Genomic DNA, 19949 nt, shown 5'->3' on the forward strand with positions numbered 1-19949 from the left:
TTCCGCGAATGCTGTTTCTGCTCTCCCCTGCGAAGTCGCTCGACTACGACACGCCCGTTCCCGATGAAATCCCCGCCACCCGACCCCATTTCGAGGCCCCCCGCGGCCCGTCGGCCGAACTGATCAAGCTGCTGCGCGAGAAGTCGCCGCAGCAGATCTCGGAGCTCATGCACCTGTCGGACAAGCTCTCCACCCTCAACGTGGCCCGCTACCACGCCTGGGCCGGCAAAAGCACGCCGAAGAACGCCCGCCAGGCCGCCTTCGCGTTCGATGGCGACGTGTACGGCGGTCTCGACGCCCGGTCGCTCACGCCCGCTCAGCTGGAGTGGGCGCAGGAGCATGTCTGCATCCTGAGCGGCCTCTACGGCCTGCTGCGCCCGCTCGATCTGCTGCAGCCCTATCGGCTCGAGATGGGCACGCCGCTTGCCAACAAGCACGGCAAGGACCTGTATGCCTTCTGGGGCTCGCGCATTGCAGAGCACCTGAATGAGCGCCTGGCCGCGGACCGCACGCCCGTGGTGGTCAACGTCGCCTCGCAGGAGTACTTCCGCTCGGTCGACCTGAAGGTGCTCAAGGCCCGCGTGGTCGAATGCGTATTCGAGGAATGGAAAGGCGACAGGTACAAGATCGTGAGCTTCTACGCCAAGCGCGCCCGCGGGCTGCTGGCGCGCTGGGCGGTGCTGCACAAGGCCGCCACGCCCAAGGCGCTGGAAAAATTCGATTTCGAAGGTTATGGTTTCGACGCCGGCGTGTCGACGGCCGAAAAGCTGGTGTTCAGAAGGAAGACTTGATATGTCACAGGCGATCAGTCCCGAGCTGAGGGAATGGCTGGTGTCGCAGCTCGCGGCGGGACATTCGGTGCCCGCGCTGCGCGCCTCGATGCGCGCGGCCGGCTGGCAAGACGCCGCCACCGACCTCGCACTGGCGCAGCTCGAGGCCGGGTTCCCGCATGTGGAGGTTTCCAAGCCGCGCCGCACCGACATGCCCGGCCCCAATCTCGAAGGCGCGCCGCTCTATATCGACGCTGGCGACCGCCGCGTTCAGGTGCTGCACACCATGCAGCATCCGCGTGTCGTCGTCTTCGGCAACCTCTTGTCGCCTGAGGAATGCGAAGGCCTGATTGCCGCCGCGCGCGTGCGCCTTGCGCGCTCGCTCACGGTCGAAACCCGCACCGGCGGCGAGGTGCTGAACGTCGACCGCACCAGCGACGGCATGTTCTTCGAGCGCGGCGAAAACGAAATCGTCTCGCGCCTCGAGCAGCGCATTGCCGCGCTGCTGCGTTGGCCGGTGGAGTTTGGCGAAGGCCTGCAAATCCTGCGCTACGCACCCGGTGCGCAGTACCGCCCGCACTACGACTACTTCGATCCCGGCGAGCCGGGCACGCCCACCATCCTCAAGCGCGGCGGCCAGCGGGTGGCCACGCTGGTCATGTACCTGCAAGAGCCCGAGCAGGGCGGCGCCACCACCTTCCCCGATGTCGGCCTGGAAGTGGCGCCCGTGCGCGGCACCGGCGTGTTCTTCAGCTACGACGAACCCGACCCCGCCACCCGCACGCTGCACGGCGGCGCACCGGTGCTCGCGGGCGAGAAGTGGGTGGCCACCAAGTGGCTGCGCGAACGCGAATTCAAATAAAACGGACCCATGAAGCTCCAAGCCAACGGATTGCAGATCGAGGTCGAAGACACCGGCGGCGAAGGGCGCCCGGTCGCATTGCTCATCATGGGCCTGGGCATGCAGCTCGTCGGCTGGCCGCAGTCCTTTGTGCAGGGGCTGGTGGATGCGGGCTTTCGCGTGGTGCGCCACGACAACCGCGACATCGGTCTGAGCCAGGGCTTCGACCATGCGGGCACCGGCAACATCGTGTGGGAAAGCATTCGCCAGCGCCTGGGCCTGCAGGTGCGTTCGGCCTACACCCTGCAAGACATGGCGCGCGATTCGCTCGGCGTGCTCGACGCACTGGGCATCAAGCATGCGCATGTCATCGGCGCCTCGATGGGCGGCATGATTGCGCAGCACCTGGCCGCCGACGCACCCGACCGCGTGACCAGCCTCGTGAGCATCATGAGCTCGAGCGGTGCGCGCGGCCTGCCCGGTCCCCGTAGCGACGTGGCCGCCATGCTGCTGCGCCGCCCGCTGGGCGGCGGCGAGGCCGAACTGGTGGCCCACAGCGTCAAGCTGCTCAGGCTCATCCAGAGCCCCGCCTATCCGCAAAGCACCGAAGAGCTGTCCGAGCGCCTTACCTTCAGCATGCGCCGCGCCTACCGTCCGGCCGGCATGTTCCGCCAGATGCTCGCGATTGGCGCCGATTCGCGCCGGCCCGAAGTGCTGCCGCGCATCAAATGCCCGACGCTGGTGCTGCATGGCGAAGCCGATGCGCTGGTGCCCATGGTCTGCGGCCAGGACACCGCCAAGCGCATTCCCGGCTCGAAATTCATCAGCATTCCCGGCATGGGCCACGACCTGCCGCCCGAGGTGTGCGCCATCCTCGTCAATCACATCGCCCCGTTTCTGCACGCGGCCGAAGAACACCACAAGCCATGAGCCTGGACAACACTTCCCCCAACCCGAGCGAACCCGAACACGCCCGAGCAGTCGCAACTGGGCCGCGCCTCGGCCTATGCGGACAAGTACGACCCCTCGCTGCTCTTTCCGATTGCGCGCGCCACCCAGCGCGAGGCCATGGGCATTGCCGCCGGCGCGCTGCCTTTCTTCGGCGCCGATCTCTGGACCGCTTTCGAAGTGAGCTGGCTCAATCTGCGCGGCAAGCCGCAGCTGGCCATTGCGCACTTCACCATTCCCTGCGAAACGCCCAACATCATCGAGAGCAAGTCGTTCAAGCTGTACCTCAACAGCTTCAACAGCACCGCTTTTGCAAGCATCGATGCCGTGCGTGACCTCATGCGCACCGACCTGACCGAGGCGCTCTGGCGCGGCAGCGACCAGTCCGCCGGCATCGGCGTGAAGCTGCTCGCTCCCGACATGTTCGACCGCGAACCGGTGCATGAACTCGACGGGCTCGACCTCGACCGGCTCGACATCGAGTGCACCCACTACCAGCCCGCGCCCGAGCTGCTGTCGAGCGACACAACCCAGCCACCGGTGAACGAAACGCTCACCAGCCGCCTGCTCAAAAGCAATTGCCTTGTCACCGGGCAGCCCGACTGGGGCAGCGTGCAGATCCGCTACAGCGGCCCGGCCATCGACCAGGCCGGCCTGCTGGCGTACATCGTGAGCTTTCGCAACCACAACGAGTTTCACGAGCCGTGTGCCGAGCGCATCTTCACGGACATCTGGAACCGCTGCAAACCGAACAAGCTGGCGGTGTATGCGCGCTACACGCGGCGCGGCGGGCTCGACATCAATCCGTTTCGCACCAGCTGGCCGCAGGCGCTGCCGCCGAACATCCGCACCGCGCGGCAATAACGAAGAGGGCGCCGCCGAAGCCCCTCTTCGGAAATCCGGAACTCGCCAGCCGGCCCCTGTGGCATTCTGGAACTGCCCGTGAACTGCGGGCGGATTTCCGGAGCAGACACACATGGTTGAAGGAAAAGTGGTCGTCGTCACTGGCGCGGGCGGCGGTATCGGGCGCGACATCGCGTTGGCAATGGCAAAGAGCGGCGCCAAGGTGGTGGTCAACGACATCGGCGCCGCGCTCGATGGCGCGGGCGGCAGTGCCGGCCCTGCGCAGCAGGTGGTCGACGAAATCCGTGCCGCCGGCGGCCAGGCCGTACCCAACACCGACAGCGTGGCCGAAGCGGCCAGCGCGGCGCGCATCGTCGAATGCGCGGTCGAGAGCTTCGGCCGCGTCGACGCCGTGGTCAACAACGCCGGCATCCTGCGCGACCGCTTCTTCCACAAGATGTCGGTCGACGAATGGGACGCCGTGATCAAGGTGCACCTCTACGGCGCCTACTACGTGAGCCGCGCGGCGGCCACGCACTTCAAGGAGCAGAACTCCGGCGCCATGGTGCACATGACCTCGACCTCGGGCCTCATCGGCAACTACGGCCAGGCCAACTACGCGGCGGCCAAGCTCGGGATCGCGGCGCTGTCGAAGTCGATTGCACTCGACATGCTCAAGTTCAACGTGCGTTCCAACTGCATCGCGCCGTTCGCATGGAGCCGAATGATCGGCGCCATTCCCACCGACACCGACGAGCAGCGCGCCCGCGTCGACAAGATCAAGCAGATGACGCCCGCCAAGGTGGCGCCGCTCGCGGTGTACCTTGCGAGCGATGCGGCCGGCGCGGTCAACGGCCAGATATTTGCGGTGCGCAACAACGAGATCTCGCTCATCAGCCAGCCACGGCCGGTGCGCTCCATTCACCGCTCCGAAGGCTGGACGCCCGAGAGCATTGCCGAGCACGCCATGCCCGCCATGCGCGCGAGCTTCTATCCGCTGGATCGGTCGGCGGACGTGTTCAGCTGGGACCCGGTCTGAGGTCAAACCCCGAGAAGGGCGCATACAGCGCCATTCGCCCGACAATGCACGCTTCTTTCCTTCTTGGCGCGCTTGTCCGGTGAACCTGCATTTCGACCTGTTCGACCTGAAACTGTTCGTCTACGTGGCGGACGCGCGCAGCCTCACCCGCGGCGCCGAGAAAGCCTGCATCTCGCTCGCGGCGGCCTCCACGCGCATCAAGCAGATGGAAGAGGCCGTGGGCGGCAAGCTGCTGCACCGCAGCGCCCAGGGCGTGAGCCTGACGGCCGCGGGGCAGGCGGTGCTCTATCACGCCAAGCGCGTGATGCAGCAGATGGAGCACCTGCGCTGCGACATGCAGGACTTCGGCAAGGGCATCAAGGGCCACGTGCGCGTGTTTGCCAACACCACGTCGATCACCGAATACCTGCCGCAGAAGCTCGCGGGTTTTCTCACGCAGCATCCGGCGGTGCAGGTCGATCTGCGTGAATACCTGAGCGAAGAGATCGTGCGCGCGGTGGCCGACGGCGAGGCAGACATCGGCATTCTGGCGGGCGATGTGCACACCGGCGAATTCGATGCGCGCCCCTTCGGCAGCAACCAGCTCGTGCTGGTGGTCCCCAAGACGCATCACCTTGCAGGGGCGCCTTCGGTGGCTTTTGCCGACACGCTCGACGAGCAGCACGTGGGCCTGCACCACGGCAGTGCCATCCACCGCTTTCTGCAGCGCCGCGCCGAACTGGCCGGCCGCGGCTTCAACCCGCGCATCCAGGTCAGCAGCTTCGAAGCCATCTGCCTGATGATCGAAGCGGGCGTGGGCGTCGGCGTGCTGCCGGCTTCATCGGCGCAGCGGCTGTCGATGGCGATGCAGATCTCTACCGTCGCGCTCAGCGATGCATGGGCGGAGCGTGAACTCAAGCTGATTGCACGCGACCGCGAGCAGTTGCCCGCTTCGGCGCGCGAGCTGTTCGATCACCTCGTCATGTCCTGAAAAAAAGGCGTGCAGTCATGTCCGCCGACCTGAAGTCGCTGCGCCTGTTCGTGGCCGTGGCCGATCATGGCAGCATCAGCGAAGGGGCCAAGCGCTGCCATATTGCGCTGGCAGCCGCGAGCAAGCGCATCTCCGATCTCGAGGCCCGCGCGCGGCTGCCCCTGCTGGTGCGCCATGCGCGCGGCGTCACGCTCACCTCAGCCGGCCACGGTCTGCTGCTGCACGCGCGTGCCGTGCTGTCGGCCATGGACCGGCTGGGCGCGGAGCTCGACGACTTTCAGAATGGCGTGGCGGGCGTGGTGAGCATCACGGCCAACGCGTCCACCATTGCGCAGTTCCTGCCTGCGCAGATCGGCTCGTTCCTGCGGCTTCATCCCGTGCTCAAGATCGACCTGCAGGAGCGCGCCAGCACCGAGGTTGTGAAGGCGGTGCAGGCCGGCCTGGCCGACATCGGGGTCATCGAAGGCCACACGCCCGCCGAAACGCTCGAATGCCTGCCCTACCGCAGCGATGAACTCGCCGTGGTGGTGGCGCGCGACCATCCGCTGGCCAGGCGCAAGCGTATCGGCGTCGATGAGGTGCTGAGGCACGACCATATCGTGGTGCGCGAAGGCACGGCGCTGCACCGCGTGCTGCTGAACGCGGCGCTGGAGGCGCAGATGCCGCTCAAGGTGCGCATGCAGGTGGGCAGCTTCGACATGGTCTGCCGCATGGTGGAGCAGGGCGTGGGCATCGGCGTGCTGCCCTATGCGGCCATCCTCCCGCAGCTGCAGATATTGAAGCTGCGCTGCCTGAAGCTCGATGCCCCGTGGGCGGTGCGGCGCCATCTTCTGTGCGTGCGGCGGCAGCAAGACCTGACCGCGGCAGCACGCTCGGTGCTGGAGCATCTGGGCCGGCCCGACTGAGCCCGGGCCTTCGCGCGGCGCGAAGGCTCGTGTCCGCCAAAAACGAATTGTTCCCCGCAGCCTGCGCGCCAAGAATGGTGGTGCAACCGCAAGCCAAAGGAGACATTCTTGAAGATCACCCGCGTCAGCGCCACGCCGCTGAACATTCCTGTCACTATCGACGTGCTGGGGCTGAACAAGCAGACCTCGCTCTCCCTGTGCCTGACCGAGATCGAGACCGACACCGGCCTTGTCGGCCACGGCATGACCGCCATCACCGAAGAAGAGATCATTGCCGCCGCCGTGCGCGAGGTGGCCGGCCCGGCGCTCGTCGGCGAAGACCCGATGGCCACCGAGCGGCTGTGGGAGAAGCTCTACTGGCTGCTCTCCCCCGCGGCCAGACCGGCTATGCAAGCCACACCATCGCCGCGCTCGACATCGCGCTGTGGGACCTGAAGGGCAAGGCGCTCGGCCAGCCGCTATGGCGCCTGCTGGGCGGTGCCCGTTCGAAAGTGCCGGTCTATGCGACCTTCGGCTTCGGCTTCTTCGAGCGCGACCAGCTCGCCGCCGCCGCCAAGCTCTGGGTTTCGCAAGGCTTCCAGCGGCTGAAGATGACTGTCGGCGGCCATGCGCTCGCGCGGCGCGACGAGCCGCGGCCCATCGACGAGGTCATTGCGGAAGACGTGCGCCGCGTGGCCGCCGTGCGCGAGGCGGTCGGCCCCGAGGTCAAGCTGTATGTCGATGCCAACTGCGGCCTCGACCTGTTCCACGCGACCGAGTTCGCGCGCCGTATCGAGCCCTACGGCATCAGCTTCTTCGAGGAGCCGCTCACGCAGAACGACGTGCGCCAGATGGCCCAGCTGCGCTCGCGCACCAGCATTCCGCTGGCCTGCGGGCAGAACGAGGGCCTGGCCTTCCGCTTTCGCGACCTGCTGGTGAACCAGGCGGCCGACGTGCTGCAGCCCAACGTGACCATCTCGGGCGGCTATTCGCAGTGCCTGAAAATCGCGGGCATGGCGCAGGCCTTCAACGTGCCGATCGACAACGGCGGCGCCTGGCCCTTTCACAACATGCACCTGCATGCGGGTGTTTCGAACGGCGGCATGGCCGAATACCACTACGTGGCGGTGCAGATGCTCAAGCAGATCTTCGACGGCCTGCCGGTACCGCAAGACGGCTGGCTGCATCTGCCAGAGACCCCGGGCCTGGGCTTCGCGCCCAATGCGGAGCGGGTGCGCGAACTCGCGAAGCTGCCCACTTCTCACGGCAAGGGCAAAGCCTAGAAACGAACGCCCCTCGGGGTGCGCTTGAATGAGCCGCGCAGACGGCCACCGACCAATGACTATTGGAGACACGATGAAAGCCAGAGATATTGTTCGCCCTGCACGCCGCGAGGCGCTGCGTGCTGCCATGGCACTGGGCCTGGCGGGCCTGTTTGCCGCGCCCGCCGCGTGGGCCCAAAGCTACCCTGACAAGCCGATTCGCCTCGTGGTCGGCTACTCGGCCGGCGGCGGCGTCGATGCGGTCGCGCGCCTGCTTGGAACGCGGCTTTCAGCGGTCCTGGGTCAGCAAGTGATGATCGACAACCGCACCGGCGCCACCGGGCTGATTGCAGCCGAGTTCGTCGCCAAGGCGCCGCCCGACGGCTACACACTCATGATGGGCGACAGCGCCTTGCTCATCGCCAAGCTGCTGCAGCCGAAGATCGGGCTCGATCCGCTCACCAGCTTCAAGCCGGTGGCGGGCGCTTTCGTCTCGCCGCTGATGATCGTCACGGGCAACGACTTTCCGGCCAAGACGCCGGTCGAGCTGGTGAAGGAGCTCAAGGCCAACCCCGGGCGCTATTCGTTCGCCACCTCGGGCGTCGGCACGGTGCAGCACCTGGGCTTCGAGATGCTGAAGCAATCGAGCGGGAGCAACGTGGTGCACGTGCCTTACCGCGGCGCCGCGCAGATCGTGCCCGACGTGGTCGGCGGGCAGGTGCCCATTGGCGTGGTCAGCGCCACGGCCGGCATGGCGCAAGCCAGGGCCGGCAAGCTGCGCGCCATTGCGCTCATGAACACCGCGCGGCTCGAAGGAGCCGAGAGCGTGCCGCCGCTGGCCGATGCGCTACCGGGCTTCGACGTGGCACCGCGGATCTTTGTGCTTGCGCCCTCCGGCACGCCCGACGAGATCGTCGACAAGCTCTCGGCCGCCGTAAAGACGGTACTCGGCACGCCCGAGGCGGGCGCCGCCGCCGCTGCGCAAGGCACGCTGCGCGCCTACGCCACACCGGCGCAGCTCGGCAAGGACATGGCCGAAGAAACCAGGCGCTGGCAGCGCATCATTGCCGAGCAGAACATCGTGGCGGAGGGCAAGTAGATGGCACCGCTGCCGCACCTTGGCCTGATCGTGCCGCCAGCGGCCGGCGCCGTGCCGGTCGATGGCCCGCTGCTGTACGGCGAGCGCATCCGCTTCAGCGCGCTCGGCCTGGGCCTGGGCGAAATCTCGACGCGCGGATACACCGAGGTGATCGATTCGGTGGTGGAGAAGGCGGTGGCGCTCAAGGCAGAGGGCGTTTCCGCGGTCTCGCTCATGGGTACCTCGTTGAGTTTTTTTCGTGGGGCAGATTTCAATGCACAACTGCAGGCCGAGATGGCACGGGCGACCGGGTTGCCCTGCACCACCATGAGCAACGCCATCGTCGGCGCGCTGCGCCAGCTGGGCGTGCGGCGCGTGGCGGTAGCCACCGCCTACATCGACGAGGTCAACGCACATCTGCGGCGCTACCTCGAGCAGAGCGGCTTCGAGCTGCTGGCGCTCCAGGGCCTGGCCATTTCGGACGTGCAGGCGGTGGGCCAGGTGCCCACGCAGGTGCTGGTCGACCTGTGCCTGCGGGTGTTCGATGCACAGCCCGGGGCGGACGGCATTCTCATCTCATGCGGCGGGCTGGTCACGCTCGATGCGGTGCGCGAAGTGGAAGCGCGGTTGCAGGTGCCGGTGGTGTCGAGTTCGCCCGCCGGCTTCTGGGACCTGGTGCGCACCGCGGGCCTCGATGCGCGCTCGGCCGGGCAGGGCCGGCTCTTCGCCGAGGCCTGAGGGCCAAACAAAGATACGGAGGGGGCCCTCAGCCGAGCCAGCGACCGATGCGCGACGCGGTTTCGAGCTGCCAGATGCGCTCGCACAGCGCCTTGGCTTCTTCCGCCGTGGCACCCTCGCCGTAGTGCACCAGGCGCTGCATCTTGTCTTCGATCTCGGCGCGGCTCAGCGTGTTGCCGGGGTCGCCCTTGGGCTCGTCCACTCGGCCCTGCAGCGTGCGGCCGTCGCGGGTCTGCACGCTCACCTTGCCGATCCAGCGCGCGGGGTAGGCGGTATCGACTTCGGCATCGAGCTCCATTGCCACCTTCTCGCGGAACGCGGCCACCTCGGGCGCGAGAAAGTCGCGGTCGAATTCGCTCAACCCGGCGCGGCCATGCACCGCAATAAGGCCAAGCACCGTGCCCATCGAGAACTTGCCCTGGTGCACCGTGGCCGGCACCGTGACGCGGCCCAGCACGTCGATGGCGCCCTGGTGTACATGCGTGGTCACACGAATCACGTCGTCGGGCTTGAGAGCGTGTTGCGTCATCACCTGCAGCAGCGCATCGGCCGCGGGATGGGTGTGGCGGCACGAGGCGTGGTACTTGAACGAGGTTTCGGCCAGCGCCCAGCGCGTGCCGAGGCGATCCGTAAGGCGGGCCGGATCGGCATCGCTCGACATGCCCACGCCAAGGCCCTGCGCCCCTTCGAGCACCTTGGCGGCGCCCGTGAAGTCGTCCTGCGCAAGGTAGGCCGACATGAGCCCGCTGGCTGCCGCATGCGCGCAGTGCAACTGCTTGGAGTCGGCCGCATCGCGCAGAAACTCCCACACTCCCGCCGATTGCGTGCCGGCCGAGCCGAAGGCATGCAGCATCTGCTGCGGCGTGAGCTTCAGCAGGCTGCCCACCGCGGCGGCCGCCGCCAGCGTGCCCGCCGTTGCCGTGGTGTGAAAGGTCTTGTAGTGCGAGCGGCCCAGGAATTCGCCCACGCGGATGCCGACCTCGTAGCCCGCGACCACGGCCGCCAGCAACTGCGCGCCGGTCGCGCCGATGCTCTGCGCCACGGCCAGCGCCGGTGCAATGACGACCGCGGCCGGGTGGAACACCGAGCCGTTGTGCACGTCGTCCTGTTCCACGTAGTGCGAGGCCGCGGCGTTGACCAGCGCCGCAAACACCGGCGAGCTGGTGCGGCGCGAGGTGAGTATTTCGCTCGGCCCTTCGGCGGGGCCCATCATCTGCGCGAAGCGTTCGATGGAGCGCACCGGCCGCGCGGTGCGGGCCGCGAGCACTGAACCGAGCCAGTCGAGCATCAGGTCTTCGGTGCGGCGCAGCACGGGCGCGGGAATGTCCGCGAACTTCAGCTCGGCGGCGAAGGTGGCGAGCACCTTGCTCGGGTGGTTCGAATCGGTCATGGATCAGTCCCTTCAGAACGAGCGCGGCAGGCCGAGCATGTGCTCCGCCACGTAACTCAGGATGAGATTGGTCGAGATCGGCGCGACCTGGTAGAGCCGCGTCTCGCGGAACTTGCGCTCGATGTCGTATTCGCAGGCAAAGCCGAAGCCGCCATGGAACTGCAGGCAGGCGTTGGCGGCCTCCCAGCTTGCCTTGGCCGCCAGGTACTTCGCCATGTTGGCCTGCGCGCCGCAGGGCTCGCGCGCATCGAACAGGCGGCAGGCTTCATAGCGCATGAGGTTGGCGGCTTCGATTTCGATGAAGGCCTCGGCAATTGGGAACTGCACGCCCTGGTTCTGGCCGATGGGTCGCCCGAACACCACGCGCTCTTTCGTGTATGCCGTGACCTTGTCGATGAACCAATAGCCGTCGCCGATGCATTCCGCCGCAATCAGCGTGCGCTCGGCATTGAGGCCGTCGAGGATGTACTTGAAGCCTTGGCCCTCTTCGCCGATCAGGTTCTCGGTCGGAATCTCGAGGTTCTCGAAGAAGAGTTCGTTGGTCTCGTGGTTCACCATGTTCAGGATGGGCCGCACCGTCATGCCGTTGCCGATGGCCTCGCGCAGGTCGACGATGAAGATCGACATGCCTTCGGACTTTTTCTTCACGTCCGCCAGCGGCGTGGTGCGCGCCAGCAGGATCATCAGGTCCGAGTGCTGGATGCGCGAGATCCACACCTTCTGGCCGTTGATCACGTACCGGTCGCCCTTCTTCACGGCCGTGGTCTTGATCTTGGTGGTGTCGGTGCCCGTGCTGGGCTCGGTCACGCCCATCGACTGCAGCCGCAGCTCGCCGGTGGCAATGCGCGGCAGGTAGTTGCGCTTTTGCGCCTCGCTGCCGTGCCGCAGCAGCGTGCCCATGTTGTACATCTGGCCGTGGCAGGCGCCCGAATTGCCGCCGCAGCGGTTGATTTCTTCCATGATCACCGAGGCTTCGGTGAGCCCCAGGCCCGAGCCGCCGTACTCCTGCGGAATGAGCGCGGCCATCCAGCCGGCCTTGGTGAGCGCATCGACGAATTCGGCGGGATAGCCGCGCGCCTCGTCGACCTTGCGGAAATACTCGTTGGGAAACTGCGCGCACAGGTCGCGCACGGCGTCGCGGATGTCGGAAAAACGGGTGTCGTTGCTGCTGTTCATCCACCGAATCTATGCCTCTCCCGCGCGAGGCGGTTCTGTGATTGCGAAACCCTCCCTTCGGCAAATGCAAATGCCGCGCGAGGGGGTGTTCTGTCACGCTGCGGCGATGGACACCGAATCACTCTCCGCAATACGCGAAGCCGCGCTCGACTACTTCGTTCGCAGCCGTTCCATCCAGCGCCGGCGCGAGCGCATGGAACACCTCGATGCCGACGAGGCGCAAGGCTGGAGCGCGCTCGCCGAGCTGGGTTGGACCGGCATGCTCGCGCCTGAATCGGCCGGCGGCCTGGCCCTGGGCCTCACCGGTGCCGCGCAAATATTGCGGGCGGCCGGCGAGCACGTCGCGCCCGAACCGCTGCTGGCGGTGGCGGGTCTCAGCGCGCTGCTGCTGGCGCGGCTCGAATCGCAGAACGCGCAAACGCTGCTTGCCGAGCTGGCGGCCGGCCGCACCCTGCCTGCGCTGGCTTGGCAGGAGAGCGCGGGCGACCTGAGCGCCGTGCCGCTCGCCTGCGGCTGCGAACCGCGTGCGGGCCATGCGGGCGGCGTGCTGCTGCAGGGCGAGAAACTCATGGTGCTGCCCGGCGCGGCGGCCAGCGGCTGGCTGGTGTCGGCGCGGGGCAGCGACGACGCGGTGCTGCTGTGGGTGCCGCGCGGCACGGCCGGCGTGAGCGAAACCCTGATGCCGCTGGTGGACGGAAGCCAGGCCGCGAGCCTGCGCTTCGAGCAGGTGGAGCTGCCGCCCGAAGCAGTGCTGGCGGAAGGCCCCGCCGCGCAAGATGCGCTGCGCCATGCGCTGGCTGCCGGCCAGATCCTGCAGGCCGCCGAACTGCTGGGCGTGGGGCAGGCCATGCTCACGCAGACGCTGGCGTACCTGCGCACCCGCTCGCAGTTCGGCAAGCCCATCGGCAGCTTTCAGGCGCTGCAGCACCGCTGCGTGGACATGTTCATTCACCTCGAAGTGGCGCAAGCCACCCTGGCGGAAGTGCTGTCGCTCGCCAGCCAGGGGCTCGCGGCCGACCGGCTCGAAGCCGAGGCCAGCCGCGTGAACGCCCGCTGTACCGCCGCGGCGCTGCAGGTCTCGCGCGCGGCGGTGCAATTGCATGGCGCCATCGGTTACACGCAGGAGTGCGACCTAAGCCTCTACTACAAGCGCACGCTGTGCCTTTCGGCATGGCTCGGCAATGCCGCTGCGCACCAGCGCCGCCATGCCATGCTGGCCGAAGGCGGAGAGGCGCGAACCGGCGCGGCCGAATGGAAAGGCGAGTTTCCGCGCACGGCCGACTGGAGCGCAATGCCCGAAGCGGATTTCCGCCGCATGGTGCGCGGCTTTCTGCAGCAGCGTTACCCGCAGCAGCTGCGCTACCTTTCGCACCGGGCCCGCTGGAGCGAGATACGCGATTGGTATCTCACCCTCTCCGAACAAGGCTGGATCGCACCGGCGTGGCCGCAGGCGCATGGCGGCATGGGCCTGCCCGCCGACAAGCTCATTGCATGGATCGAGGAGCTGGAGCAGTACGGCGTCGCGCGCACGCCCGACCAGGGGATCGTGATGATCGGACCGCTGTTGATCCAGCACGGCACGCCCGAACAGCAGAGCCGCTTTCTGCCGCGCATATTGAGCGGCGAGCATGTGTGGTGCCAAGGCTACTCGGAGCCCAATGCCGGCTCCGACCTGGCCGGGCTGCGCACCGAGGCCGTGGCGGGGCGCGATGCAGAGGGCGGCCACTTCATCGTCAACGGCCAGAAGATCTGGACCACGCTCGCCCAGGACGCCAACCACATCTTCATGCTCGTGCGCACCGACAAGGCGGCGCGCAAGCAGGAGGGCATCAGCTTTCTGCTGTGCGACCTGCGCACGCCGGGCGTCACGGTGCGGCCGATTCACACGCTTTCGGGCGAGCCCGAGTTCTGCGAGGTGTTTTTCGACAACGTGCGCGTGCCGGCCGAAAACCTGGTCGGCAAGCTGCACGGCGGCTGGACCATTGCCAAGGCGCTGCTGAGCTTCGAGCGCATTTTTCTCGGCAGCCCCAAGCAGTCGCAGTACGCGCTCGGCCAATTGGCGCGGCTTGCACAGGCCCGGCGTCTTTTTGCAGACCCGGTGTTCGCGCAGCGCTTCGCGGCGCTGCGGCTCGACGTGCTCGACCTGTCGGCCGCGTACACGGGCTTTGCCGACATCGTGCGCGCGGGCAAGCCGCTGCCTGCATCGGTGTCGCTGCTGAAGATATGGGCCAGCGAAACCTATCACCGCATCGGCGCATTGCTGATCGAGGCCGGCGAAGAGCAGGGCGCGGTGGCCGGCGACCAGGTGCTCGACGGACAGACCTTCAACGTGCTGTCGCCGTTAATCGGCTCGACGGCCGCAATGATCTACGGTGGCACCAACGAGATCCAGCGAAACATCCTCGCGCGGCAGGTGCTCGACCTGCCTGTTTGAGCCGGTTGCGTTCGCCCAAGAAATAAACAACAGGAGACAAGCCAATGGAAACCACGGACATCACACGGCGGCAAGCCGCCACCGCGCTGGCAGGCAGCGCACTGCTGGTCGCACTGCCTTCGCGCGCCTTCGCACAGCCACAGCAGCTGCCGCCGCTCATCAAGCTGGTGGTTGGCTACTCCGCGGGCGGGCCGGTGGACGGCGCGGCGCGCCTGCTTGCGCCCGCGCTCGGCCAGGAGCTCGGCACACAGGTCATCGTGGAAAACCGGCCGGGTGCCAGCGGCTCAGTAGGCGGCGATGCGGTCGCCAAGTCTGCGCCCGATGCGGCGATGCTGTTCTTCGGTGCGAGCCCGACGATCACCATCAACCCGAACATCCAGCGCAAGATGCCCTTCGACCCGATGAAGGACCTGACGCCCATCGCACCGCTGGTGGACTACACCAATGTGCTCGTGGTCAACAAGGACCTGCCGGTGCACAGCGTGGCCGAGCTGCTGGCCTACGCGAAGGCGCGGCCGGGCAAGGTGTTCTACGGCTCGGCCGGCATCGGCGCGTCGAACCACCTGAGCGGCGCGCTGCTCGAGAAGATGACCGGTGTGCAGCTGACGCATGTGCCGTACAAAGGCAGCGCGCCCGCGCTGGCCGACGTGATGGGCGGCACCGTGACGATGATGTTCGACATCATCGCCACCTCGCGGCCGTTCATCCAGTCGGGCAAGCTGCGCGCGCTGGCGGTCACATCGCGCCAGCGCAACCGCATGCTGCCCGAGGTGCCGACCATGATCGAATCCGGCGTGGCCGGGTATGACGTGGGCGGCTGGTTCGGCCTCTATGGCCCCGCGCGCATGGACCCGGCGCTGGTCGCCCGCCTGAATGCAGCCGCGCACAAGGCCATGGCGCGCGAGGACATCGCCAATCGCTTGCGCGAGCAGGGCTACGAAGTGTGGACCGGCGCCGCGGAACTGCTGGCCTCCAAGGGCCAGGCCGACCGAAAGCTCTGGGCCACCGCGTCCAAGGGCATCGAAGCGGAATAGCCGATGGTGCCCACGCGAATTCACGAACTGCTCGAAGCGCGCGCATCGCGCTCGCCCGAAGCGGTTTTTCTTTTCGAGCCCTCGGGCACCGTGTCGTATGCGGCGTTGCAGGCCATGGCCGAGGCTGCCGCCCAAGACTTGCTGGCAGCGGGCGTGCGGCCGACCGACCGCGTGCTGCTGGTGACCGAGAACTGCGCCGCGCACATCGCGCTGATCATGGCGTGCAGCCGTGTCGGAGCCTGGTCGTGCGGCGTCAATGCGCGCATGTCGCCGGGCGAAATTGCGGCCATTGCCGAGCGCGCGGATGCACGGCTGTGCTACTTCACCACCGGCGCTTCGGAGGCCGCGCGCCAGCACGCGATTCGCGCCGGCGCCACATCGTCGGCATTGCCCGGCGTGTTGCGCTCGGCCGCGCGCGCCGAAGCCCGCCCGGAGGCCGACCCTGCGCTGGCGGATGCGGCCGCCATCATCTTCACATCAGGCACCTCGGGTACACCCAAGGGCGTGATGGTGTCGCACCGCGGGCTGCTGCATTTCGGCCGCGTGTCGGCCCGCGTGCGCTCACTGAGCCAGCGCGATCGGGTCTACGCCTTCTTGCCGATGACGCACATCTTCGGCATTGGCACGGTGCTGATGGCCGCGCTCACGGGCGGCGCTGCGCTGGTGCTGCGCGCCAGCTTTTCGCCCGCCGACATGCTGCAGGCGCTCGCGCATGAGCAGGTGTCGAACCTGCTCGGCCCTCCCACCATGTATGCGCGCCTGCTGGCGCACGTCGAGGCGGAGCGCGTTGCGATTCGCTTTCCGGCGTTGCGCTACGTCTATACGGGTTCCGCGCCGCTCGACCTGGGGCTCAAGCAGCGCATCGAGGCGCTGTTCGGCCAGCCGCTGCACTATGGCTACGGCCTATCGGAATACGCGGGCTCGGTGTTCCTGACGCGCGTCGAGGCTCCGCGCGCGGACACGGCCGCGGGCTACGTGGTGGAAGGCGGCGAGGCACGCATCGTCGACTCGGGCGGCAACGATGTCGCGCCGGGAGAAACAGGCGAAATCTGGCTGCGCGGCCCTGGCCTCATGCTGGGCTACTTTCGCGATGCGGCGGCCACGGCGCAGGTCATGCGTCCGGGCGGCTGGTACGCGAGCGGCGACCTCGGCCGCTTCGATGCGGACGGCGCGCTGTTCGTGGTCGGCCGGCTCAAGGAAATGATCATCCGCTCGGGTTTCAACGTGTACCCCGCCGAGATCGAAACGGTGATCGGCCGTTTCGACGGCGTGCACCTTTGCGCGGTGGTGGGCGTGCCCGAGTCGGACGGCAACGAGCAGATCGTCGCCTTCGTCGAAATGAAGCCAGGCGCGTTTCTCGATGAACCCGCATTGCGCGGCTACCTGGCGGAGCATCTGTCGCCCTACAAGCGGCCGGCGCGCATCGAGGCAATCGCCCCAATGCCGACCACAGCCAACGGCAAGGTGCTCAAGCGCGAACTGCAGGCGCGCTGCAGATAGCGGCCTTGTGCGCTGCATGCATCAGCCGAAGATGCAGGCATGGCCTTTCTGCGTGTCCATGTACTCGCGCATGCGGGCGATGCGTCCGTCTCGGAGTTCGAAGATGAAGCAGTAGTCGTTGTCGTACTTTCTGCCGTTCGCAAGCATGGCCTGCATGCGCAGTTCGACGATCACGGTGTCGCCTTCGCAGTATCTGCTGCGGAAATCGACGGTGACATCGGAGACGAAAAGCTTCGGGAACATGTCCGCTAGAAAGTGCACGATGGCCTTCTGTCCGATCATGTGGTCGGGAATGTCCAGCGCCAGCGCGGTGGCGTTGCGCTGCGGCGCGAGCCACTCGGCGTCTTCCGTGAACCAGGCGGCGATGCGTGCTGCATCGTGGCTTGCGAAGGCCTTCCATGCGTCGGAAATGGTTCGCTTGTTCTGCTCGGGGGTCATGCGGTATTCAGTGCGGAAGTGATCGAGCGCTGAAGATAGGCGCGAGGCCATCGCCGCGCGCGCCGCTTCCGGACATCTCCAACACCGACGGCGCCCTGCGGTACTGCGCTGCTGCTCGGACTTTTCCTGCATCGAGCCGCGCCGCCGTCCTCCAGTGCCGTGCAGAAAAAGGGCGCATCGTGTATGCATCGATCAAGGAGCATCCAACCACCATGGCAGACGATCCCAGCAAGCGCGGCCCGCAAGACCGGAGCCGCATCAACGTGAACGAGCCGCACGAGGTGCGCTACTGGACCCAGACCCTGGGCGTGACCGAGGCGCAGCTGCGCTCAGCCGTCGCAGCCGCGGGCGTGGAGGTGAAGGACGTGCGGGTCTACCTCGGCAAACCGTAGCCTTGCGTCCACCCCGAAAGCTCGGTTTCTCCGAGGCCCAAAGCGTAGGCACGCTCCTACACCCGCCGAGGAAGGCGGGGCCGATACTTGTTGACTTTCCTTCGCTCAGGAAGCGCAAAGTGAACGTGCCCATTGCCGTCCCCCGACCTGCAGGCCGCTGCCGTCTGCCGGCCTGTCCACAAAACGAGGCGAAGCCTTCGGGCGCCGCCGTGCAATGAAGGCCTCGCCAGGAGCCCGCAGCTGGATCGCCGCCGGCGTCCGCCATGAATTGCTCACTCGCGCCTTGCCGGCATTGCGGCACGACATGGCGGCGCCGGTCTCGGTCATTCGCATGGCATTGCTCATGCTCAAGCGCCAGGTCGGCGCGACGCCCATCGACCCCGCAGCCTGCGAAGAGCGCGTGGCGCTCATCGACAACCAGGTGTCCGAGCTCGTGGAGGGGATCCGCTCGCTGCGCGACTGGGAACTGGCCACGGCGGACGACGGCATCACGCGCAGCGCGCTGGTGGCGCAATGCGTGGGCCTGATGCGCGCGGCCTTCGACATGCACGGCGTGACGCTGGACGTCGACCCCGCACTCGATCCTCTTGAAGGCGAACCCCGCAGGCCGCAGGGAGCCGCATTGCGCTATCTGCTTCTCGGCGGGCTCGGCTATCTGCACGACAGCGTGCCGGAGGCCGGTGCCATACGCATCGATGCCGACGGGGAAGATGCGCTTCGCCTGAGCGCCTTGCCGCGCGAATCCGGCGGTGTGAGCCCGGTGCTCGGCGCGCATCGTGCGCCGCGCGCATTGGCCATCGACGCCATTGCGCTGCAAAGCCTGGCCGAAGACCTGGGCTACACAGCGGCGCTGGAACGCGACAGCGTTCGCTTCTCGCTCGCCGCGGGCTGAGCAGGCCTTCGCCGCGGCGCGGGGCGCCGGGTGGGCCGGGGCGCCGCCGTCGGGCTGCCTTTGCCGTTCGCCTTCCGTGCTTTCGAGGCCTCGCGCAGTTCGCGCGCCAGCCGTTGCCGGTGCGCCCGCAGAAAGGCGAGCAGCCGCTCCTCCGCGGCGTGGAGACCGCGCGTGCGCCGGGCCGCGGTGCGGGCCGACATCTTTCGCAGCACCTCCGCGGATTCGTCTTCGGCATCGCCCGCAAGCGCACTGCCCAGCGCCAGCACCGCGGGGTGCACATAGGCCTTCTTGCACACCGCGGGCGTGTTGCCCAACTGCTTGGCCACTGCGGCCAGGATCTCCTTGGCGCTGTAGCGGCTGCCGTCGGCGGCGGTGCGGCCCGGTTCGCAGGCCAGCCGCGTGAGCTCCAGCGCCTGCACGGTGCCGTGCCAGGTCCGAAAGTCCTTGGCGGTAAAGCGCTCGCCCGGCGAGGCTTCGGCCAGGTAGTCGTTCACGTCGGTGGACGACACGCTGCGCAGCTCGCCGTCTTCGTCCTGGTACTGAAAGAGCGCCTGGCCGGGCAGCTGCTGGCATTGGCGCACCACCTTCGCCACGCGCGGATCGTCCAGCAGGGCTTCGTGCATGACGCCGCTCTTGCCCCGAAAGCGCAGCCGGAGCGCCGCACCCTGCACGGCGGCATGCCGGTTGCGCAGCGTGGTGAGGCCGTAGGAGCCGTTGCTGCTCGCGTACTCTTCATTGCCCACGCGCAGCAGCGTGGTGTCGAGCAGGCGCACCAGCGCAGCCAGCACCAGCTGGCGCCCCGGCGCGGCAGCCTTGCCGCCCTCTCGCAGGTCGCGCCCCACGCGTGCGCGGATGCGCGGCAGCGCAAGCCCGAAGGCTTCGAGCCGCTCGAACTTGGTTTCGTCCTTGAAGAGCCGCCAGTCGGGGTGGTAGCGGTACTGCTTGCGGCCCCGTGCATCGATGCCGGTGGCCTGCAGATGGCCGTTGGCCAGCGGACAGATCCACACCTGCGTATAGGCCGGCGGAATCGCCAGCATGCGGATGCGCGAGAGCTCGTCCGGGTCGCGCACCCATTGCCCCTTTGCATCGCGGTAGCGAAAGTGGTCCCCGTGCTTCAGGCGCCGGATGCCCGGCATGTCGGGGTTCACATAGACCAGGCCGTTGGCGGTCGGCGTCGGCTTGGAAGGCGGCGAGGGCTGAGGAGGCGATGTGGAGCGTGCCGGCATGTGGTTCGGGTTGTAGCGATTCCCGTCGCTTGTGCCTGTGCCGGCAACCGTCGCCTGTAGGACGCCGCACGCGCCGCTGGTGCGATGGAGGCTC

Annotated in this window: 18 protein-coding genes and 1 pseudogene; 15 read left to right on the plus strand and 4 right to left on the minus strand. The window is 67.5% G+C overall.

The window, feature by feature from the left end; genetic code table 11:
* Positions 1 to 8 precede the first annotated feature (8 nt).
* From yaaA to M0765_RS15990, 10 genes and pseudogenes are all read left to right on the plus strand, one after another.
* Positions 9 to 791: a peroxide stress protein YaaA gene (yaaA, locus tag M0765_RS15940; protein WP_258504593.1), complete on the plus strand. Its 783-nt coding sequence runs from the start codon at positions 9 to 11 to the stop codon at positions 789 to 791.
* Position 792: 1 nt separating this feature from the next.
* A complete protein-coding gene (locus M0765_RS15945) occupies positions 793 to 1632 on the plus strand; it encodes a 2OG-Fe(II) oxygenase (RefSeq protein ID WP_258504594.1) in 840 nt (279 codons plus the stop codon).
* Between the two features lie 9 nt (positions 1633 to 1641).
* Positions 1642 to 2541, plus strand: a complete 900-nt coding sequence (locus tag M0765_RS15950; RefSeq protein WP_258504596.1) for an alpha/beta fold hydrolase — start codon at positions 1642 to 1644, stop codon at positions 2539 to 2541.
* A gap of 57 nt (positions 2542 to 2598) precedes the next feature.
* Positions 2599 to 3423 (plus strand): NADPH-dependent 7-cyano-7-deazaguanine reductase QueF, encoded by an 825-nt coding sequence (gene queF / locus M0765_RS15955; RefSeq protein ID WP_258508297.1) that lies wholly within the window; start codon positions 2599 to 2601, stop codon positions 3421 to 3423.
* A gap of 112 nt (positions 3424 to 3535) precedes the next feature.
* On the plus strand, positions 3536 to 4441 hold the full coding sequence (locus M0765_RS15960) for an SDR family NAD(P)-dependent oxidoreductase (RefSeq protein WP_258504597.1): 906 nt from the start codon (positions 3536 to 3538) through the stop codon (positions 4439 to 4441).
* A gap of 79 nt (positions 4442 to 4520) precedes the next feature.
* Entirely contained in the window at positions 4521 to 5411 is an 891-nt protein-coding gene (locus M0765_RS15965; RefSeq protein ID WP_258504598.1) for a LysR substrate-binding domain-containing protein, read from the plus strand.
* A gap of 17 nt (positions 5412 to 5428) precedes the next feature.
* Positions 5429 to 6316: a LysR family transcriptional regulator gene (locus tag M0765_RS15970; protein ID WP_258504600.1), complete on the plus strand. Its 888-nt coding sequence runs from the start codon at positions 5429 to 5431 to the stop codon at positions 6314 to 6316.
* A gap of 108 nt (positions 6317 to 6424) precedes the next feature.
* A pseudogene (locus M0765_RS15980) lies at positions 6425 to 7578 on the plus strand (mandelate racemase/muconate lactonizing enzyme family protein).
* Positions 7579 to 7651: 73 nt separating this feature from the next.
* The gene (locus M0765_RS15985) at positions 7652 to 8656 is read left to right on the plus strand and encodes a Bug family tripartite tricarboxylate transporter substrate binding protein (RefSeq protein WP_258504605.1); all 1005 of its coding nucleotides are present in this window, start codon (positions 7652 to 7654) and stop codon (positions 8654 to 8656) included.
* The gene (locus M0765_RS15990; RefSeq protein ID WP_258504607.1) at positions 8657 to 9373 is read left to right on the plus strand and encodes an arylmalonate decarboxylase; all 717 of its coding nucleotides are present in this window, start codon (positions 8657 to 8659) and stop codon (positions 9371 to 9373) included.
* A 28-nt stretch (positions 9374 to 9401) separates the two neighbouring features.
* Here the strand turns inward: M0765_RS15990 and M0765_RS15995 are convergent, their stop codons facing one another.
* Together M0765_RS15995 and M0765_RS16000 are read right to left on the minus strand one after the other, a co-directional pair.
* Positions 9402 to 10763, minus strand: coding sequence for an MmgE/PrpD family protein (locus M0765_RS15995; RefSeq protein ID WP_258504609.1), 1362 nt, complete (start codon positions 10761 to 10763; stop codon positions 9402 to 9404).
* 12 nt (positions 10764 to 10775) lie between these two features.
* The gene (locus M0765_RS16000) at positions 10776 to 11939 is read right to left on the minus strand and encodes an acyl-CoA dehydrogenase family protein (RefSeq protein WP_258504610.1); all 1164 of its coding nucleotides are present in this window, start codon (positions 11937 to 11939) and stop codon (positions 10776 to 10778) included.
* Positions 11940 to 12045: 106 nt separating this feature from the next.
* Between M0765_RS16000 and M0765_RS16005 the strand changes: the two genes are divergently transcribed.
* From M0765_RS16005 to M0765_RS16015, 3 genes are read left to right on the plus strand one after another with little or no spacing between them, the layout of a single operon-like run.
* Complete coding sequence (locus M0765_RS16005) at positions 12046 to 14373, plus strand: acyl-CoA dehydrogenase (protein WP_258504612.1); 2328 nt, start codon at positions 12046 to 12048, stop codon at positions 14371 to 14373.
* Between the two features lie 44 nt (positions 14374 to 14417).
* A complete protein-coding gene (locus tag M0765_RS16010; protein ID WP_258504613.1) occupies positions 14418 to 15407 on the plus strand; it encodes a Bug family tripartite tricarboxylate transporter substrate binding protein in 990 nt (329 codons plus the stop codon).
* A 3-nt stretch (positions 15408 to 15410) separates the two neighbouring features.
* The gene (locus M0765_RS16015) at positions 15411 to 16907 is read left to right on the plus strand and encodes a class I adenylate-forming enzyme family protein (RefSeq protein ID WP_258504615.1); all 1497 of its coding nucleotides are present in this window, start codon (positions 15411 to 15413) and stop codon (positions 16905 to 16907) included.
* A 21-nt stretch (positions 16908 to 16928) separates the two neighbouring features.
* On the opposite strand, the gene M0765_RS16020 is transcribed toward M0765_RS16015, so the two are convergent.
* Positions 16929 to 17345, minus strand: a complete 417-nt coding sequence (locus M0765_RS16020; RefSeq protein ID WP_258504616.1) for a nuclear transport factor 2 family protein — start codon at positions 17343 to 17345, stop codon at positions 16929 to 16931.
* 212 nt (positions 17346 to 17557) lie between these two features.
* Between M0765_RS16020 and M0765_RS16025 the strand changes: the two genes are divergently transcribed.
* Both M0765_RS16025 and M0765_RS16030 read left to right on the plus strand, forming a co-directional pair.
* Positions 17558 to 17737 (plus strand): DUF3606 domain-containing protein, encoded by a 180-nt coding sequence (locus M0765_RS16025; RefSeq protein WP_126745678.1) that lies wholly within the window; start codon positions 17558 to 17560, stop codon positions 17735 to 17737.
* Between the two features lie 214 nt (positions 17738 to 17951).
* Positions 17952 to 18629, plus strand: coding sequence for a hypothetical protein (locus M0765_RS16030; protein ID WP_258504619.1), 678 nt, complete (start codon positions 17952 to 17954; stop codon positions 18627 to 18629).
* Here the strand turns inward: M0765_RS16030 and M0765_RS16035 are convergent.
* On the minus strand, positions 18575 to 19855 hold the full coding sequence (locus M0765_RS16035; RefSeq protein WP_258504621.1) for a DNA topoisomerase IB: 1281 nt from the start codon (positions 19853 to 19855) through the stop codon (positions 18575 to 18577). The genes M0765_RS16030 and M0765_RS16035 overlap by 55 nt on opposite strands.
* Positions 19856 to 19949 lie beyond the last annotated feature (94 nt).

This window comes from Variovorax sp. S12S4 (genome assembly GCF_023195515.1).
Lineage (GTDB): Bacteria > Pseudomonadota > Gammaproteobacteria > Burkholderiales > Burkholderiaceae_C > Variovorax.

Bases quoted from the DNA above. Each gene is read 5' to 3' on its own strand.
- yaaA (WP_258504593.1), top strand. From the start codon at position 9: ATGCTGTTTCTGCTCTCCCCTGCGAAGTCGCTCGACTACGACACGCCC.
- M0765_RS15945 (WP_258504594.1), top strand. From the start codon at position 793: ATGTCACAGGCGATCAGTCCCGAGCTGAGGGAATGGCTGGTGTCGCAG.
- M0765_RS15950 (WP_258504596.1), top strand. From the start codon at position 1,642: ATGAAGCTCCAAGCCAACGGATTGCAGATCGAGGTCGAAGACACCGGC.
- M0765_RS15960 (WP_258504597.1), top strand. From the start codon at position 3,536: ATGGTTGAAGGAAAAGTGGTCGTCGTCACTGGCGCGGGCGGCGGTATC.
- M0765_RS15970 (WP_258504600.1), top strand. From the start codon at position 5,429: ATGTCCGCCGACCTGAAGTCGCTGCGCCTGTTCGTGGCCGTGGCCGAT.
- M0765_RS15985 (WP_258504605.1), top strand. From the start codon at position 7,652: ATGAAAGCCAGAGATATTGTTCGCCCTGCACGCCGCGAGGCGCTGCGT.
- M0765_RS15990 (WP_258504607.1), top strand. From the start codon at position 8,657: ATGGCACCGCTGCCGCACCTTGGCCTGATCGTGCCGCCAGCGGCCGGC.
- M0765_RS15995 (WP_258504609.1), bottom strand. From the start codon at position 10,763: ATGACCGATTCGAACCACCCGAGCAAGGTGCTCGCCACCTTCGCCGCC.
- M0765_RS16000 (WP_258504610.1), bottom strand. From the start codon at position 11,939: ATGAACAGCAGCAACGACACCCGTTTTTCCGACATCCGCGACGCCGTG.
- M0765_RS16005 (WP_258504612.1), top strand. From the start codon at position 12,046: ATGGACACCGAATCACTCTCCGCAATACGCGAAGCCGCGCTCGACTAC.
- M0765_RS16010 (WP_258504613.1), top strand. From the start codon at position 14,418: ATGGAAACCACGGACATCACACGGCGGCAAGCCGCCACCGCGCTGGCA.
- M0765_RS16015 (WP_258504615.1), top strand. From the start codon at position 15,411: ATGGTGCCCACGCGAATTCACGAACTGCTCGAAGCGCGCGCATCGCGC.
- M0765_RS16020 (WP_258504616.1), bottom strand. From the start codon at position 17,345: ATGACCCCCGAGCAGAACAAGCGAACCATTTCCGACGCATGGAAGGCC.
- M0765_RS16025 (WP_126745678.1), top strand. From the start codon at position 17,558: ATGGCAGACGATCCCAGCAAGCGCGGCCCGCAAGACCGGAGCCGCATC.
- M0765_RS16030 (WP_258504619.1), top strand. From the start codon at position 17,952: ATGAAGGCCTCGCCAGGAGCCCGCAGCTGGATCGCCGCCGGCGTCCGC.
- M0765_RS16035 (WP_258504621.1), bottom strand. From the start codon at position 19,855: ATGCCGGCACGCTCCACATCGCCTCCTCAGCCCTCGCCGCCTTCCAAG.